The sequence below is a fragment of the Tenacibaculum sp. SSH1-16 genome (assembly GCF_040104435.1).
Taxonomy (GTDB): Bacteria; Bacteroidota; Bacteroidia; order Flavobacteriales; family Flavobacteriaceae; genus Polaribacter; species Polaribacter mesophilus.
Map to the genome: position 1 here is coordinate 134,097 of NZ_JBECOV010000003.1, position 16,848 is coordinate 150,944.

The window sequence follows — 16,848 nt, forward strand, 5'->3', positions numbered from 1 at the left end:
CCTAATCTTTTGGATAGTAAAAAACTTAATTGGAGAGAAAAATTACATGAAGTAATCTATGAAGCAGATACTCCTGCAGGACGATTATTTGACATCATCTTGTTATTTGCAATCTTAGCAAGTATTGTACTGGTTATGCTTGAAAGTATTGAAAGTTTTGATAACAAACATCATAATTTCCTATATATTTCAGAATGGATTATTACCATTTTTTTTTCCATTGAGTATATCCTAAGAATTATTTCAATAAACAAGCCAACAAAATACATTTTTAGCTTTTATGGTATTATAGATTTACTTTCTACTATTCCTATGTACCTAACGTTCTTTTTTGTAGGTACACATAGTAGTTTAATAGCTTTGAGAGCATTACGCCTATTAAGAGTTTTTAGGATTTTAAAAGTCTCTAGGTATATTGGAGAGTCAAATCAATTAATAAAAGCTTTAAATGCTAGTAAAGCTAAAATTGGAGTCTTTCTTTATTTTGTGTTGATTATCTGTATCATTTTAGGTTCCGTAATGTATTTTATTGAAGGGGCTGAAAACGGCTTTACAAGTATTCCTAGAAGCATTTATTGGTCAATAGTAACACTTACAACCGTTGGTTATGGAGATATTGCTCCGCAAACCGCTTTAGGACAATTTATTGCAAGTATTACAGTAATTATTGGTTATGCTATTATTGCGATACCTACAGGAATTGTAAGTTCCGAAATGACTAAAAAAAAGGTACACCTAAACACTCAATCTTGCCCAAATTGCTCCTATGAAGGACATAAAGATGATGCAGAATTTTGTTATCATTGCGGAACAAAACTGAACTAAATGTCTCAAAAAAACACATTAATTACGATTGTTGGTGCAACTGCTATTGGTAAAACAGCACTAAGCATTAAACTAGCTCAGCACTTTAATTGTGAAATTATTTCGTGTGACTCTCGTCAGTTTTATAAGGAAATGACTATAGGAACAGCGGTTCCTGACCCCGAAGAACTGGATGCTGCTCCACATCATTTTATTCAAAACAGAAGTGTTTTTGAAAATTATTCAGTAGGACAGTTTGAAAAAGATGCATTAAAAACTCTAAACGAACTATTTACTAAAAAACCTATTCAAATAATGGTAGGCGGAAGTGGTTTGTATGTAGATGCTGTTTTAAAAGGATTAGATTATTTTCCTGATGTAGATCCACAAATAAGAATAGATTTAACTACTGAGTTAGAAAACAAAGGTATAGAACATCTTCAAAAAAGATTAAAAAAACTTGATATTGAAGCTTACAATACGATTGCTATTGACAATCCACATCGATTAATCCGTTCTTTAGAGATTTGTATAGGAACTGGAGAAACATACAGTTCTTTTAAAAATAAACCTAAAGCACCTCGTAATTTTCAATCTATAAAAATTGGATTGACAGCCGATAGAGAAATTATGTATGATCGTATTAATCGTCGTGTAGCTATTATGATTGAAAAAGGTTTGATAGAAGAAGCTAAAAAACTACATCCTTATAAAAACCTAAACGCATTGCAAACAGTAGGATACAGAGAGTTATTCGAATATTTTGAAGGTAACTTTGCTAAAGAATTTGCTATTGAGGAAATTAAGAAGAACTCAAGAAGGTTTGCCAAACGACAAGGAACATGGTTTCGTAAAGATTCAAACATTTTATGGTTTGATTTCCAAGAAGATCTTCAAAATATCATAAAAACTATTGAAAATAAACTTTAACGCTTTTTAAGAGCACTAAAAAAATCACTTTTTTATATTTGTCAAAAAACAGAAATACATGAAACTAAAAATCACTTTTATACTAACTTTATTTTTTATAGGATTTTCAAATGCGCAAACCAAAGTAGGAACGGTAGATAGCGAATTAGTCATTAGTAAAATGCCTCAAATGAAAGGGGTCTTACAACGAGTAGAAAATTATGGTAAAAAACTAGATTCTAGTTTTCAAATAAAAGCTACAGAATATAAGACAAAAGTTGATTCTTTTAAAGCAGAAGAAAAACTAATGACCGATGATGATAAGAAAACTAGAATTCAAGAATTAAGAACTCTTGAACAAGAAATGGGTAAATTTCGTCAGAATGGATCAGCTATGATGCAAGTGCAAAGAGAGCAGAGTTTAAGACCACTATATAAAAAACTAAGCGAAGTAATAGCTGAAGTAGCAAAAGCTAATGGTTATACACAAATTTTAACTACTACTGGAAACGAATTTGGTTATATCGATGAACGTTTTGATATCACTAAATTGGTATTAGATAAACTAGGAATTAAAGAGTAAATCTTTTATGTCCCTAAAACAAAAAGACTTACAATTACAATATGAAGGATTTTTAAAAACACCTTTTCTATGGCATGGAAAAGGTGTTTTTAATTTAGAACAATTCTCCATATTAAAAATTAAAACAATCTCGTTTAATGAAGAAATCAAACAAAAACTACGTTTGGGTAAATTGGTTGAACGTTTTGTTTCATTTGAATTAAATCAAAATAGTTCTGTATCAATCCTTGCTGAGAACATTCAAATTCAAAATGAAAAAATTACTGTAGGAGAGTTAGATTGTTTATTGTTAAAGGATAAAGAATCAATTCATTTAGAAATTATATATAAGTTCTACTTATATGATGTTTCTGTTGGAAACTCTGAAATTGAACATTGGATTGGCCCAAATCGACGCGATTCTCTTATTCAAAAGCTAACAAAACTTCAAGAAAAACAATTACCACTACTCTATTCTAATCACACTAAAACTTATTTAGATAAATTAAAGTTGGTTATAGATGAAATAATACAACAAGTATATTTTAAAGCACAATTGTTTGTTCCTCTAAAGGATTTCGGGAAAAAAATCAAACAGCTAAATAATGAGTGTATCTATGGTTTTTATATTTACCCGAAAGAATTACCACAATTCTCAGATTGTAAATTCTATATTCCTAATAAACATAACTGGTTAGTAAATCCACATTCAAATATTGACTGGTTAACTTTTGAAACCTTTCAAGATAAACTTCAACAATTTTTAAATGAAGAAAATACTCCTCTTTGTTGGCTAAAGAAACCAAACGGCGAACTTTTTAAGTTTTTTATAGTTTGGTGGAATAATTAGTGTATTTCAAATTACTTATTAAATTTGCTGCTAAAAAATCATGAAAAATTCAAATATATTTCTCTTACTACTTTTCATCATAACTTTTTTTTCTTCTTGTTTTAAGGGTGATGAGCCCATTACTTGTGTTGAAGCTAATGAAGTTTCTCTCGACTATTTTCAACTAGAATCTAAAATACACACAAGTAAAAAGTCAGAATTTAAACTTTCAAATGTATGTGATGTAGATACAAGGATAACTGAAATACTTCTTAAAGGAGATAATCCTAAAGATTTTAGGATTGAAGGATTGTCCATAGGAACAAGTATTAGCAGAAAAGGTACTTATTTCAATCTAGTATTTACACCAACTAAAGTTGGCACAAGAAAAACTATCGTAATAATAAGACATGATACAGGAGAACTAGTTATGTATTTATCAGGTAAAGGAATATAATTACTATGCTTAAAACACTACTAAAACACTCCTGTTAATAGAAGTTTATACTTTTTGTGGTTTAGAAGTTACTTTAAGTTTTGATATTCGTTTTCTTGATGTAATAAAATAAACTCCTGATAATAATACAATAGACGCTATTACCGATTGTGTTGTTAAGGTTTCATCTAAAAAATACCATCCTAAAAACAAGGCTACTACAGGATTTACATACGCTGATGTTGATACTTTTTCTGTTGGAACAATTTTTAACAAGTAGTTAAAAGATGTAAAAGCTACAATACTTCCAAAAACTATTAATAAAAACATAGCTCCTTGCGCTTTAAAAGACCAATCCAAGGGAGAAGACCAGTTTTCACCTAATAATAAAGATGCAGTAAAAAGTAAGCCACCTGCAAAAAGCATTTGGTAACCTGTACTTACAAAAAAGTTTTTAGGAAGTTTGGCTTTAGAAACAAATACACTACCATAACTCCAACTTAAAACACAAGAAAAAATCATAAAAATTCCTATTAGCATATCTTTTGAAGTTGTTATTTCATTTTGACTAACCAATAAATACATTCCTATAATCCCTAAAACTACTCCTATAATTGATTGTCGTTGCATCTTTTTTCCATCAATTAAACGTAGTAGTAATAATACAAATAATGGCTGTGTTGCCGCTAATAACGCTCCAAAACCGCTATCAACAAACTTTAATGCCCAAACAAACATTCCATTTCCATATACTAAAAAAAGGAAGCCTGCTATCGCAGAGTTTAAAAGTTGCTTTTTGGTTACTGTAATAGGTACTTTTAAAAACTTAGCTATTAACATAATTAATGCTCCCGATATAGAAAAACGAATGGCTGCTAATAATAACGGAGATACTTCTGTAACAACAATTTTATTCAATAAATAAGTGGATCCCCAAATAACATAAATAGCAATAAAAGCCGCTATAATTAGTGGTTTAGATTCTTTCATTTTTTTATTCTTAGGCGTTAAATATACAATAAAACCTTTTTACTTATACCTAAAAAATAAAAATCGGCTAAAAATATTTTTAACCGATTTTTATTTTAATATTCTCCCTTAGAATAACTATAATTTTGCCAGTAATTTTTCAGCTACTAACTCTGATGAAGCTGGGTTTTGTCCTGTAATTAAATTTCCGTCTTCAATAACATATTCTTGCCAATCTCCTGCTTTACTATAAATTCCGCCTTTGTTTTTTAGCTCATCTTCCACTAAAAATGGCACAATTGAAGTTAATTGCATTATCTCTTCTTCTGTATTAGAAAAACCAGTTACTTTTTTATTTTTAACTAAAGGCTCTCCATTTACTTGTGCATCTTTTAATACTATAGGCGCATGACAAACAGCACCAACTGGCTTATCGTTTGTATAAAAAGCTTCTATTAAAGCTATAGAATGTTTATCTTCAGCTAAATCCCATAAAGGTCCATGTCCTCCTGGATAAAAAATAGCATCATAATCAGCCTCACTAATATCACTTAACTTTGCAGTGTTCGCCATGACATTTTGAAGTTCTTCATCTTTATTAAAACGAAGTGTTGCTGGTGTTTGAAAATCTGGTTCATTACTTTTAGGGTCAATTGGTGGTTGTCCTCCTTTTGGAGATGCTAGAGTCACTTCTACTCCTTTGTCTTTTAATAGATAATAAGGTGCTGCAAATTCTTCAATCCAAAAACCTGTTTTTTCTCCTGTATTTCCTAGCTCTTCATGACTAGTTAGTACAAATACTACTTTTTTCATGTTATTTATATTTTTAAGTTACTCCAAAATTAGAACATGAAAGTTAAAAAAAAATTGATGTATGGTAATAAAGAGGCTTATAATGTATCTTTTCGTATTCTACTTAAACTTTCGGTTGTTATTCCTAAATAAGATGCTAAATGATAGTTTTTAATTTGTTGCTCTATGTTTGGATAGGTTTGTAAAAACAAATGATACCTCTCTTTAGCTGATAACACCAAATTATTTAAGATTCTTTTTTGAAATCGCACTGTTGAACGCTCTAACTTTTTTCTAAAAAAATGTTCTATTTTAGGAACTTTTTCATAAATACTATCCAAATTACTCTTAGCTACTTTTAACACAACAGCATCGGTAATACATTCAATGGCAAGTATCGATTCTGATTCAGAAAAGTAACCTATATAATCACTAATCCACCAATCGTGAATTGCAAATTGTATGGTATGTTCTTTTCCTTTAGTATCCATAAAAAAAGTTCGTAAACAACCTTTTATTACATAATATTGATAGTATACTTTCTCGTTAGTATGTAATATCATATCACCTTTTTTATAAGTTACTTCTGAAAAAATATCCTCAACCTCCTTTAATTCTTCATTTTCTAACTGAAGATCTTTAAACACATTACTAACAGATGTATTCATTATAAAAAGTTATAGTAAGCCCTCTAAATAGTGTTGTTCTATTTGATAAGCTCCTTTTAAATCTGAAATTTTAGCTTCAATACGTTTTTTATCTACCTTTCTAGATGATTTAGCACCTATCAGCATTACATTTTTACGTGTATGTTCGTTGCTTATAAATTCAAAAACTTTTGTAGTATAATTATTCTTCTCTAAAATTAAAGCGCGTATGGTGTCAGTAACCATTTCAAACTGACGTTCTTTAAAAATACCATATTTTAACAAAGGACTCTCCTGCTCTTTTCCTTTTACTTGCTGACGGATTTGTTTATGACAACACGGTGCACAAATGATTAACTCTGCTTTAGAAACCAACCCTTTGTATATAGCATCATCTGTAGCTGTATCACAAGCATGTAAAGCTATTAAAATATCTATTTTATCATTGTCATACTCCTGAATAGGTTGTGCTACAAATAATAAACCTTTGAACCCGCATTTTTTAGCAATATTATTACAATAATTTACCAAACTTTCACGCAATTCAATACCTGTAACACTAGCTGTATACCCTTTTTGATTTACCAAATAATCATATAAAGCAAAGGTTAAATACCCCTTTCCTGACCCCATGTCAACAATATTGATATGATTAGGTAACTTAACCGATTGTATTTGCGCTTCTATAATTTCTAAATACTTATTAATTTGACGGTATTTATCCGCCATTTTGGGGATTACCTTTCCCTCTTTATCAGTTATTCCCAAATGATATAAATACTCGCTGTTTTTGGCTCTTTTCTCTTTGGGTTTGTCATGGGTTTCTGGTAACTTATTTTTAAAACTAGGTTGTGTAGTTTTATAGCTTACTTTCTTCTTCTTAGAAAGAAACACTAATAAATCATTTTCCAACGTAAATAATGTCGCCGCTCTAAACTTTTCTGAAAGTAAAAGAGTTAATTCTTCTATACTCTCTTCAAATGAATAATTTTTTGCCTGGTCGTTTGTTTTATATCGATATAAAAACTGAAAACACACGTCTCCTTTTAGCGTTATTTGACGAACGTATACATTCGACAAGTCATCACTTTTACGAATTGGTTTACTTAAAGTCAATTTTACAAAATCGTTTTTTTGTATACTATTTTGAAACTCTGTAAACAGTTGGTGTAAGTCTTCTTTCATACCGTAAAAATAGACAATCGATTATTAATATTTCTCATATTTCTTATCATCCTTAACATTTTTTATTCAAAATCGTCTTTAAGAAAATTAAACTGTATTAAATATCTAAAAGTTAATAATTTATTATCTACATCTTTCTTCTTACTTAACTTTAAAAAGAATAATTATAAGTTTTATAATTAATATTAGCACATAACCTTCCCTAATAGTTGACTTTATAAACTTTCTATAAAGGAGGTTGTAACATGTTAACTAACTTTTTTTAATTTCTATTTTTCAAAACACTTTCAATATCTGTTAGCTTAAAACCTTTTGCCTTTAATAAAATTAAATAATGATATAGTAAATCAGCAGCCTCATTTTTAAATAGTTCATCGTTATTATCTTTTGCTTCGATGACTACTTCTACAGCCTCCTCTCCTACTTTTTGAGCTACTTTATTAATACCTCTTTTAAAAAGTTTATTAGTGTAAGAGGTTTCTACATCATTATCTATTCGATCAGCAATAATGCTCTCTAACGAGTATAAAAAACCTTTAGAGGTCTCTTCTGCAAAGCAAGAAGTAGTTCCTTTGTGGCATGTAGGTCCTTTTGGAGTTACTTTAATTAACAAAGTGTCATTGTCACAGTCTAATTGAATGTCTTTCACCCATAAAAAGTTTCCTGATTCTTCACCTTTTGTCCAAAGTCTATTTTTACTTCGGCTATAAAAAGTAACTTTTCCTTCTTTTTGTGTTTTGATAAAGGCTTCTTTATTCATATAACCCAGCATTAACACCTGCAAAGTAGTATTGTTTTGAATAACAACAGGAATTAACCCGTTTCCTTTTGTAAAATCTATATTCATCGTATAGCTATGTTTTGTTTTTTTAATTCGTTTTTTAGTACGGGTACTGGTATTTCATCAAAGTGAAAGATACTAGCAGCTAATCCTGCACTAGCTTGGGTTTTGGTAAAGACTTCAGTAAAGTGCTCTACTTTTCCAGCACCACCAGAAGCAATCACAGGAATATTAACAGCTTTACTCACTGCATTGGTTACTTCAATGTCAAATCCGTTTTTAGTACCATCACTATTCATAGAAGTTAATAGAATTTCACCTGCGCCTAATTTTTCAACCCCTGTAGCCCAACTCACAGTTTCTAGTTCGGTTTCAAAAGTACCTCCTTTGGTGAACACTTTCCATTCCCCATTTACATTTTTCGTATCAATAGCTACAACTACAAACTGACTCCCAAACCGATTTTTTAAATCCGTAATTAATTGTGGATTTTTTACTGCGGAAGAATTGATGCTTACTTTATCTGCTCCAGCTTGTATTAACGCCACTGCATCTTCAACAGTACTAATACCTCCACCAACAGTAAAAGGAATATTAATCTCTCGTGCAATTGTTTTTACTAATGTAACTAAGGTTTTTCTATTTTCTAAAGTAGCTGTAATATCTAAAAATACTAATTCATCCGCTCCTTGTTTTACATATTGTTTTGCTAATTCTACTGGATCTCCAGCATCTTTAATATCTATAAAATTGACCCCTTTAACCGTTCTTCCATTTTTTATATCCAAACATGGAATAATTCTTTTCTTTAACATGTTTTAACTTATAAATTCTTGTAATTCTTTTAAACTTATATTTCCTTCATAAATGGCTTTTCCTACAATGGCTCCTTCACAACCAATTTCTTTTAATCGATGTAAGTCATTGATATTGGCTACTCCTCCACTCGCTATTAAGTTGACTGAAGTTTTACTCAAAATTTCTAAATATAAATCTAAAGAAGCTCCTTGTAACATCCCGTCTTTAGCTACATCGGTACAAATTGTGTTTAAAATACCTATTTCTTGATATTCACTTATAAATTCAACAACATCAACTTCTGAGGTTTGTAACCAACCATTAGTCGCAATTTTTCTATCTTTACAATCAGCTCCCAAAATTATTTTATCCTTTCCGTATTTAGTAAGCCATCCAATAAATATATCTGGATTTTTTACCGCTATACTTCCTCCTGTTATTTGGTTTGCACCACTTTCAAATGCAGTTCGAGCATCTTCATCTGACTTTAGACCTCCTCCAAAATCAATTTTTAAATTCGTTTTCGTTGCTATTTGCTCTAATACTTTGTGGTTTATAATTCGACTAGATTTTGCGCCATCTAAATCAACAACATGTAAGTATTCTATTCCGTTTGCCTCAAATTCTTTTGCTACTTCTAACGGACTTTCATTATATATTTTTTTGGTATCATAATCGCCCTTAGTCAAGCGGACACATTTTCCTTCTATAATATCTATTGCGGGTATAATTCTCATTTTAATTTCTTTTTATAACTCTAAAAAATTCTTCAATAACTGCTCTCCAACATCAGCTGATTTTTCTGGATGAAATTGCATCGCATAAAAATTATCTTGCTGCATAACGGTACTAAACGGAAGAATATAATCGCAGATTGCCAGTGTGTTTTTAGATACTTCTGCATAATATCCGTGAACATAGTATACATCGTCTTCTAAAGCTATGTTTTTAAACAGTTTAGATGATTTTAATTCAAAAAAGTTATTCCATCCCATATGTGGGACTTTTTCTTTTGGTGGAAATTGTTTTGTGCACGCATCAAAAATGCCCAAACATTCGGTATTTCCTTCTTCTGAGTATGTGCACATTAACTGTAATCCTAGACAAATTCCTAGTACAGGTTGTTTTAGGGAAACAATTAACTCATCAAGATTTCTTTCTTTTAAGTATTGCATTGCTGAACTTGCTTCTCCAACCCCAGGAAATATTACTTTATCTGCCAATTGTATTTCTTCTGGATTATCAGTTATAATACTTTCGTACCCCAAGCGAGTTAGTGCATTTTGTACCGATCGTATATTTCCAGCATTATATTTTATAATAGCTATCATATTTTTCAATTATCATTTATCAATCATCAGTTACCTATTATTCTCTTTAACCATTGTCTACCGATAATTGATTATTGTTCATTGTTATAAAACTCCTTTTGTTGATGGTAAAATCATCTTATCTACATCTCTTTTTACTGCTACTTTTATAGCCTTAGCAAAGGCTTTAAAAATGGCTTCTATTTTATGATGTTCGTTTGTTCCTTCTGCTTTGATATTCAAATTACACTTAGCACCATCGGTAAACGACTTAAAGAAGTGATAAAACATTTCCGTAGGCATTTTCCCTATCATTTCTCGTTTAAAATCTGCCTCCCAAACTAACCAGTTTCTTCCACCAAAGTCAATGGCTATTTGAGCTAAGCAATCATCCATTGGTAAACAAAACCCGTAACGTTCAATTCCTAGTTTATTTCCCAATGCTTTATAAAATACTTCTCCTAAAGCAATTGCAGTATCTTCAATGGTGTGGTGTTCATCTACGTCTAAATCACCTGTTACTTGGATGTTTAAATCCATTTGACCGTGACGCGCTATTTGATCTAACATGTGATCGAAAAAAGCAATACCAGTATTTATTGTACTTTTTCCCGTTCCATCTAAATTCAAATCAATTTTAATTTGAGTTTCATTTGTATTACGTTCAATAGTTGCTGAACGTTCTTCTAATTTTAAAAACTCATAAATAGTGTTCCAATCGTTACTCTCTAAAACTATAAAATCATCTAGTTCCTCTCTTTTTACAGTAATTTCATCAGTTCCTAAATTTGTTTCATCATTTATGTAAATTCCTTGAGTTCCCAAGTTTTTAGCAAGTTCTATATCGGTTAAACGGTCACCAATCACAAAAGAGTTTTTCAAATCATATTCTTTAGAGAAATATTTTGTTAATAAGCCTGTGTTTGGTTTTCTTGTAGGTTGGTTGTCTTTGGCAAAGGTTCTGTCAATGATTTCTTCTACGAACTCAATACCTTCTTCTTTTAAGGTGTTCATCACAAAGTTATGTACTGGCCAAAACGTATTTTCTGGATATGCTTCTGTTCCTAATCCGTCTTGATTAGTAACTAACACTAATTCAAAGTCAAGCTCTTTGGCTATTTTACTCAATCCTTGAAAAACCTTTGGATAGAATTGTAATTTCTCAAACGAATCTGTTTGTTCATCTGCTGGTTCTTTAATTAAGGTACCATCTCTATCTATAAATAATATTTTTTTCATCGTTTTTTTAAAATTTAAAATGAATTTTCAACTTCATCAGGTGTAACACTCAATTCCTTTAATGCAGTCATTAATTTCTTGTTTTCTTTCTCGCTTCCTACCGTAATTCGTATGCAATTATTTACTAAATTATTCCTGTTTCTAGTTATAATTTTTTGAGCTACTAATGAGTTATACAATTCATTAGCGTTTGTAACTTCAATTAGTATAAAATTAGCTTCAGAAGGATATATCTTTTTTATCAATTCAATTTCTTGTAGCTGTTTTTCTAGTTTTTCCTTTTCATTGAGAATGATATTTTTCTCAATCTCAAACTGAGCTAAATTATCTAACTTATTAAGTACAGCTTCTTGATTTAAAGCACTGATATTATAAGGAGGCTTCACCTTGTTGTATATATCAATGATTTCTTTACTAGCATAGGCTGCTCCTACTCTAACACCTGCCAATCCCCATGCTTTACTAAAGGTTTGACTTATAATTAGATTTTGATAATTTTTTAATTGATTTATAAAAGACTCTTCAGTGCTAAAATCAATATAAGCTTCATCAATAATTACAATTCCTTTAAATTTACTAAGAATAAACTCAATTGTTTCATCTTCAAAACAGTTACCTGTTGGGTTATTTGGTGAACAAATGAATATTATTTTTAAATTTTCATCTTCTAAATAACATTCTAAAACATCTGTATTTATCTGAAATTCTTGATTTAAAGCTAATTCAATCAATTCAACATCATTAATAGCTGCGGAAACATTATACATTCCATAAGAGGGTGTAAAAGTTAAGGCTTTGTCTTTCCCCGGATTACAAAATATTCTAAATGCTAAATCGATTACTTCATCACTTCCATTTCCTATAAAAATTTGATTCTCTTTTACACCTTTAATCTCAGACAATCGTTTTTTAATTGCTATTTGTTGCGGATCTGGATAGCGATTCAAAGTACCAAACGGATTCTCATTAGCGTCTAAATACACTTCAGCAACACCTTTAAATTCATCTCTAGCAGAAGAATAAGCTTTTAATTGCTGAATGTTTGTGCGTACTATCTTGTTTAAGTTTATTTTTTTCATTGTTAACTATTTTGAGGTGTTACTCAATAAGGTTAAGATTTCTCATATTCATTCGAAATGACGCTTAGCCATTTAACTCTTTTAATCTAACTGTAATGGCATTTTTGTGCGCTTGTAAGCCTTCTGCTTCTGCCATTAATTCTATGGCTTCACCTATATTTTCAATTCCTTCTTTAGTTACTTCTTGAAAAGTAATTTTCTTTACAAAACTGTCTAACGAAACTCCGCTATAGTTTTTTGCATAACCGTTAGTTGGCAAGGTGTGATTGGTGCCACTAGCATAATCACCTGCACTTTCACAACTGTAATTTCCTAAGAATACTGAACCAGCATTTACAATTCCTTCGATATATTCAGAAGCTTTTTCTGATGCTATAATTAAGTGCTCTGGAGCATATTCATTACTAAACTGAATACATTCTTCAGAAGAATTTAAAACAACTGCAAAACTATTCCCTATTGCTTTTTTAGCTAATTCTTTTCTAGGTAATTCTTCTATTTGTTTGTTTAGTTCTGTTATAACATTTTGAGCAACTTTTTCAGAAGTAGTAGCTAAAATAGCTTGACTATCTGCTCCGTGTTCTGCTTGTGATAATAAATCGGAAGCTACAAAAACAGGGTTTGATGTTTCATCTGCAATTACAAGTACTTCACTAGGGCCTGCAGGCATATCAATAGCTACCCCTTGTTGTTGTACCAATTCTTTGGCTTTAGTCACAAACTGATTCCCTGGTCCTAATATTTTATATACTTGAGGAACGGTTTCTGTTCCGTACGCCATCGCTCCAATAGCCTGAGCTCCTCCAACTTTAAAAATTTTAGTTACTCCTACCATAGAAGCAGTGTATAGAATAGCTGGGTTAATCTTACCTTCTTTATTCGTTGGAGTACACAATACTATTTCTTTACAACCCGCTATTTTTGCTGGAACTCCTAACATTAAAATAGTAGAAAATAATGGAGCAGAACCTCCAGGAATATACAAGCCTACTTTTTCTACTGCTACACTTTTTCTCCAACAAGTTACTCCTTTTGTTGTTGTTATTTTTTTAGGTGTTTCTTTTTGGCTGTTGTGAAAAGCTTCAATATTATTTTTTGCTAATTGTATAGCTAATTTTAATTCTTCTGAAACTAAGTTTTGTGCTTCTTTTAACTCTTTTTTAGAAACTTCTAACTCGGTTAATAACACTCCATCAAATAACTGTGTATATTTTTTTAAAGCTCTATCTTTATTAAGCTTTACATCATTTAATATTGTTTGTACTGTTTCCTGTAAACTGTTTTCACTTAAAGTAACTCTTTTACACAGTAACTCCCAAGTTTTTTTTCCTGGATTTTTTATAATTTTCATCTGTTTATTTTTATTGTTTTTAGCTATAATTATTGGCTACTTTTCTGTTATTAAACAACCATTTTTTCTATTGGACACACCAAAATACCTTCTGCTCCATTACTTTTTAATTCGTCTATAATTTCCCAAAATTGATTTTTATTCAATACAGAGTGCACAGAACTCCACCCTTCTTCAGCTAAAGGAAGTACCGTTGGACTACGCATTCCTGGTAAAATATTAATAATTGTTTCTAATTTTTCATTCGGAGCGTTTAATAGCACATACCTTGATTGTCTTGCTTTTAATACTGATTGAATTCTAAACTGTAACTTGTTAAGTATTACTTGTTGTTGCTCTTTTATTTGAGGAGAAACCGCTAATACTGCTTCTGATTTTAATAAAACTTCTACCTCCTTTAAATTGTTTTTAAATAAAGTTGAACCACTAGAAACAATATCACAAATACCATCGGCTAATCCAATATTTGGAGCTATTTCTACTGAACCATTAATAATATGTAATTGTGCTTTTATGTTCTCTTTTTCTAGAAATTTTAAAACTGTATTCGGGTATGAGGTTGCTATTTTTTTATTCTGAAAATAGTTTATTCCTGTATATTTCTCATTTTTAGGAATTGCTAAGGATACTTTACATTTTGAAAAACCTAATTTTTCTATAAATTGAATCTCCTCTCCTTTTTCTATTAATAAATTCTCGCCAATGATGGCTATATCTACAACTCCATCTTTTAAATATTGCGGAATATCACCATTTCTTAGATAAAAAACCTCTAAAGGGAAATTGTTTGCAGAAGCTTTTAATTGATCTTTACCGTTATCAATAGAAACTCCACAATCTTTTAAAATTTGTAAGGAATCTTGGTTGAGTCTTCCTGATTTTTGTATGGCTATTTTTAATTTACTCATTTTAGTTTTGAATGGGTTTGAGCAAATCTTTTGGGAAGTATTTTCGTGGCGCCTTGTTGAAAATAAAAACCCGTTTGATTTACTCAAACGGGTTTAAAATATATCTTGATTTTATTCAATACATTTTCAGCTCGCCTGAGTGCAAGTATGAAAATGATGATGATGTAATTGAATAAAATTCATTTCTTTGTTTTTGTTGTTACAAATATTTGAAATAAAAATTGAATTATGCAAGTATTTTTTTTAAAAAAAACCTGTAATTCAGGTGGTTTTTGGTTTTATCTAAGCGTGTAATATTACTTTACAAAGTTAATTTTACGCATACGTAAACTTTCTGGGGTAACTTCTAAATACTCATCTGGTCTAATATACTCCATACATTCTTCTAATGAGAAATCAATTTTTGGAGCAATTTTCACGCCGTCATCTGAACCTGAAGCACGTACGTTAGTTAACTTCTTTCCTTTAATTAAGTTAACTGCCATATCATCTGCCTTGGCATTTTCACCTACCACCTGACCTTTGTAAATCTCTTGGTTTGGATCAATAAAGAAACGTCCTCTATCTTGTAAACGGTCAATTGCATAAGCAGTTGCTTTTCCTGTTTCAGAAGAAACAATAGCACCTTTTAACTCTTCTGCAAACTCTCCTTTATAAGGTCCATATTCGCTGAATCGGTGGTTTATAATTGCTTGACCAGCTGTTGCTGTTAATATTTTATTACGTAAACCAATTAATCCTCTTGATGGAATGGTAAATTCTAAATGTTGTAAATCTCCTTTTGGCTCCATTACTAATAAGTCTCCTTTACGTAAAGAAACTAAGTTAATTGCTTTAGAAGCTACATCTTCAGGAACATCAATTGATAATGTTTCGTATGGTTCACACTTAACTCCGTCAATCTCTTTTAAAATTACTTGAGGACGACCTACTTGTAATTCGTATCCTTCACGACGCATCGTTTCAATTAATACTGATAAGTGTAATACTCCACGTCCGAAAACGTTAAATTTATCCTCTGTATCTGTTTCATCAACACGTAACGCTAAGTTTTTCTCCATCTCTTTAAATAAGCGATCACGTAAGTGACGAGACGTTACAAACTTACCTTCTTTACCAAAGAATGGAGAGTTATTAATAGTAAATAACATACTCATAGTAGGTTGATCTACTTCAATTCTTGGTAAAGCTTCTGGATTATCTACATCGGCAATCGTATCTCCAATTTCAAAATCATCTAAACCTGTTACTGCACAAATATCTCCACTACGAACTTTTTCTGCTTCAGCCTTACCCATTCCTTCAAAAACGTGTAATTCTTTAATACGGACTTTTTTCGTACTTCCATCTGCTTTACAAAGCATGTAGTCTTTGTTCTTTTCTAAATCTCCACGGTAAACACGTCCAATAGCTATTCTTCCTTTAAATGAAGAATAATCTAACGATGTAATTTGCATTTGAGGAGATCCTTCACGATATGGTGCTTCTGGAATTGTTTCTAAAACAGCATCTAACAAAGGAACAATATCTTCAGTTGGTTTTTGCCAATCTGTACTCATCCAACCATTTTTAGCTGAACCGTAAATAGTTGTAAAGTCTAATTGATCTTCATTTGCTTCTAAAGCAAACATTAAATCAAATACTTTTTCATGTACTAAGTCTGGTGTACAGTTTTCTTTATCTACTTTGTTTACTACTACAATAGGAGTTAACCCTAATTCAATAGCTTTTCCTAATACGAAACGTGTTTGAGGCATTGGTCCTTCAAAAGCATCAACCAATAATAAAACTCCATCTGCCATTTTTAGTACACGTTCTACTTCTCCACCAAAATCGGCGTGACCAGGAGTATCAATTACATTAATCTTCACCCCTTTGTAGTTTACGGATACATTTTTAGATAAAATGGTAATACCACGTTCACGTTCTAAGTCGTTATTATCTAATAATAAATCAGTACGCTCTTTACGTTCATCTAAAATTTTGGCTTGATCTATAATTTTGTCTACCAAGGTTGTCTTACCGTGGTCAACGTGTGCTATAATAGCAATGTTTCTTATTGATTGCATTCGTGCTTATTTTGAAGCTGCAAAAGTAGTGTTTTATTGTTTACGATTAACGAAATTTTATTTATGAATTCGTAATATTTTATTTAAAGCTTTACAAAAAGTACTTTTTTATAACAATATACTACTATTTCTACTTTCATTTAAAGGAATTTTGTAGCTTTAATTAATGCCTAAAAAGGG

General features: G+C 30.8%; 18 protein-coding genes. 5 read left to right on the forward strand and 13 right to left on the reverse strand.

Annotated features, from left to right (window positions below):
• The first annotated feature begins 9 nt into the window (after positions 1 to 9).
• From ABMY20_RS05555 to ABMY20_RS05575, 5 genes are read left to right on the forward strand one after another with little or no spacing between them, the layout of a single operon-like run.
• Positions 10 to 825 carry an ion transporter gene (locus ABMY20_RS05555; protein ID WP_082118625.1) on the forward strand — a complete coding sequence of 272 codons (816 nt, stop codon included), beginning with the start codon at positions 10 to 12 and terminating at the stop codon, positions 823 to 825.
• Complete coding sequence (gene miaA / locus ABMY20_RS05560) at positions 826 to 1,734, forward strand: tRNA (adenosine(37)-N6)-dimethylallyltransferase MiaA (RefSeq protein ID WP_253680230.1); 909 nt, start codon at positions 826 to 828, stop codon at positions 1,732 to 1,734.
• A gap of 58 nt (positions 1,735 to 1,792) precedes the next feature.
• Entirely contained in the window at positions 1,793 to 2,296 is a 504-nt protein-coding gene (locus ABMY20_RS05565; RefSeq protein ID WP_047788866.1) for an OmpH family outer membrane protein, read from the forward strand.
• Positions 2,297 to 2,303: 7 nt separating this feature from the next.
• The gene (locus tag ABMY20_RS05570; RefSeq protein WP_349264813.1) at positions 2,304 to 3,125 is read left to right on the forward strand and encodes a DUF1853 family protein; all 822 of its coding nucleotides are present in this window, start codon (positions 2,304 to 2,306) and stop codon (positions 3,123 to 3,125) included.
• A 40-nt stretch (positions 3,126 to 3,165) separates the two neighbouring features.
• Entirely contained in the window at positions 3,166 to 3,561 is a 396-nt protein-coding gene (locus tag ABMY20_RS05575) for a hypothetical protein (protein ID WP_173360939.1), read from the forward strand.
• A 45-nt stretch (positions 3,562 to 3,606) separates the two neighbouring features.
• On the opposite strand, the gene ABMY20_RS05580 is transcribed toward ABMY20_RS05575, so the two are convergent.
• The 13 genes from ABMY20_RS05580 to typA form a co-directional block, all read right to left on the reverse strand.
• On the reverse strand, positions 3,607 to 4,530 hold the full coding sequence (locus ABMY20_RS05580) for an EamA family transporter (protein WP_047788890.1): 924 nt from the start codon (positions 4,528 to 4,530) through the stop codon (positions 3,607 to 3,609).
• A 117-nt stretch (positions 4,531 to 4,647) separates the two neighbouring features.
• A complete protein-coding gene (locus tag ABMY20_RS05585; RefSeq protein ID WP_047788891.1) occupies positions 4,648 to 5,322 on the reverse strand; it encodes a type 1 glutamine amidotransferase domain-containing protein in 675 nt (224 codons plus the stop codon).
• Between the two features lie 77 nt (positions 5,323 to 5,399).
• Complete coding sequence (locus ABMY20_RS05590) at positions 5,400 to 5,969, reverse strand: Crp/Fnr family transcriptional regulator (RefSeq protein WP_349264814.1); 570 nt, start codon at positions 5,967 to 5,969, stop codon at positions 5,400 to 5,402.
• A 9-nt stretch (positions 5,970 to 5,978) separates the two neighbouring features.
• Positions 5,979 to 7,133: an SAM-dependent methyltransferase gene (locus ABMY20_RS05595; protein WP_349264815.1), complete on the reverse strand. Its 1,155-nt coding sequence runs from the start codon at positions 7,131 to 7,133 to the stop codon at positions 5,979 to 5,981.
• 262 nt (positions 7,134 to 7,395) lie between these two features.
• On the reverse strand, positions 7,396 to 7,980 hold the full coding sequence (hisIE, locus tag ABMY20_RS05600; protein WP_349264816.1) for a bifunctional phosphoribosyl-AMP cyclohydrolase/phosphoribosyl-ATP diphosphatase HisIE: 585 nt from the start codon (positions 7,978 to 7,980) through the stop codon (positions 7,396 to 7,398).
• The gene (gene hisF / locus ABMY20_RS05605; RefSeq protein ID WP_047788895.1) at positions 7,977 to 8,729 is read right to left on the reverse strand and encodes an imidazole glycerol phosphate synthase subunit HisF; all 753 of its coding nucleotides are present in this window, start codon (positions 8,727 to 8,729) and stop codon (positions 7,977 to 7,979) included. The genes hisIE and hisF overlap by 4 nt, the downstream gene beginning before the upstream one ends.
• A 3-nt stretch (positions 8,730 to 8,732) precedes the next feature.
• Positions 8,733 to 9,449 carry a 1-(5-phosphoribosyl)-5-[(5-phosphoribosylamino)methylideneamino]imidazole-4-carboxamide isomerase gene (hisA, locus tag ABMY20_RS05610; protein WP_349264817.1) on the reverse strand — a complete coding sequence of 239 codons (717 nt, stop codon included), beginning with the start codon at positions 9,447 to 9,449 and terminating at the stop codon, positions 8,733 to 8,735.
• 12 nt (positions 9,450 to 9,461) lie between these two features.
• A complete protein-coding gene (gene hisH / locus ABMY20_RS05615; RefSeq protein ID WP_159491197.1) occupies positions 9,462 to 10,043 on the reverse strand; it encodes an imidazole glycerol phosphate synthase subunit HisH in 582 nt (193 codons plus the stop codon).
• A gap of 84 nt (positions 10,044 to 10,127) precedes the next feature.
• Positions 10,128 to 11,261 (reverse strand): bifunctional histidinol-phosphatase/imidazoleglycerol-phosphate dehydratase HisB, encoded by a 1,134-nt coding sequence (hisB, locus tag ABMY20_RS05620; RefSeq protein ID WP_349264818.1) that lies wholly within the window; start codon positions 11,259 to 11,261, stop codon positions 10,128 to 10,130.
• Between the two features lie 14 nt (positions 11,262 to 11,275).
• The gene (hisC, locus tag ABMY20_RS05625; protein WP_349264819.1) at positions 11,276 to 12,340 is read right to left on the reverse strand and encodes a histidinol-phosphate transaminase; all 1,065 of its coding nucleotides are present in this window, start codon (positions 12,338 to 12,340) and stop codon (positions 11,276 to 11,278) included.
• A 64-nt stretch (positions 12,341 to 12,404) separates the two neighbouring features.
• Positions 12,405 to 13,691, reverse strand: a complete 1,287-nt coding sequence (gene hisD, locus ABMY20_RS05630; RefSeq protein ID WP_349264820.1) for a histidinol dehydrogenase — start codon at positions 13,689 to 13,691, stop codon at positions 12,405 to 12,407.
• Between the two features lie 50 nt (positions 13,692 to 13,741).
• Positions 13,742 to 14,599, reverse strand: coding sequence for an ATP phosphoribosyltransferase (hisG, locus tag ABMY20_RS05635; protein WP_073184144.1), 858 nt, complete (start codon positions 14,597 to 14,599; stop codon positions 13,742 to 13,744).
• Between the two features lie 296 nt (positions 14,600 to 14,895).
• Complete coding sequence (gene typA / locus ABMY20_RS05640; protein ID WP_073184109.1) at positions 14,896 to 16,668, reverse strand: translational GTPase TypA; 1,773 nt, start codon at positions 16,666 to 16,668, stop codon at positions 14,896 to 14,898.
• Positions 16,669 to 16,848: the final 180 nt, after the last annotated feature.

Coding starts and splice junctions, on each gene's coding strand:
- miaA (WP_253680230.1), top strand. CDS start 826: ATGTCTCAAAAAAACACATTAATTACGATTGTTGGTGCAACTGCTATT.
- ABMY20_RS05565 (WP_047788866.1), top strand. CDS start 1,793: ATGAAACTAAAAATCACTTTTATACTAACTTTATTTTTTATAGGATTT.
- ABMY20_RS05570 (WP_349264813.1), top strand. CDS start 2,304: ATGTCCCTAAAACAAAAAGACTTACAATTACAATATGAAGGATTTTTA.
- ABMY20_RS05575 (WP_173360939.1), top strand. CDS start 3,166: ATGAAAAATTCAAATATATTTCTCTTACTACTTTTCATCATAACTTTT.
- ABMY20_RS05580 (WP_047788890.1), bottom strand. CDS start 4,530: ATGAAAGAATCTAAACCACTAATTATAGCGGCTTTTATTGCTATTTAT.
- ABMY20_RS05585 (WP_047788891.1), bottom strand. CDS start 5,322: ATGAAAAAAGTAGTATTTGTACTAACTAGTCATGAAGAGCTAGGAAAT.
- ABMY20_RS05590 (WP_349264814.1), bottom strand. CDS start 5,969: ATGAATACATCTGTTAGTAATGTGTTTAAAGATCTTCAGTTAGAAAAT.
- ABMY20_RS05595 (WP_349264815.1), bottom strand. CDS start 7,133: ATGAAAGAAGACTTACACCAACTGTTTACAGAGTTTCAAAATAGTATA.
- hisIE (WP_349264816.1), bottom strand. CDS start 7,980: ATGAATATAGATTTTACAAAAGGAAACGGGTTAATTCCTGTTGTTATT.
- hisF (WP_047788895.1), bottom strand. CDS start 8,729: ATGTTAAAGAAAAGAATTATTCCATGTTTGGATATAAAAAATGGAAGA.
- hisA (WP_349264817.1), bottom strand. CDS start 9,449: ATGAGAATTATACCCGCAATAGATATTATAGAAGGAAAATGTGTCCGC.
- hisH (WP_159491197.1), bottom strand. CDS start 10,043: ATGATAGCTATTATAAAATATAATGCTGGAAATATACGATCGGTACAA.
- hisB (WP_349264818.1), bottom strand. CDS start 11,261: ATGAAAAAAATATTATTTATAGATAGAGATGGTACCTTAATTAAAGAA.
- hisC (WP_349264819.1), bottom strand. CDS start 12,340: ATGAAAAAAATAAACTTAAACAAGATAGTACGCACAAACATTCAGCAA.
- hisD (WP_349264820.1), bottom strand. CDS start 13,691: ATGAAAATTATAAAAAATCCAGGAAAAAAAACTTGGGAGTTACTGTGT.
- hisG (WP_073184144.1), bottom strand. CDS start 14,599: ATGAGTAAATTAAAAATAGCCATACAAAAATCAGGAAGACTCAACCAA.
- typA (WP_073184109.1), bottom strand. CDS start 16,668: ATGCAATCAATAAGAAACATTGCTATTATAGCACACGTTGACCACGGT.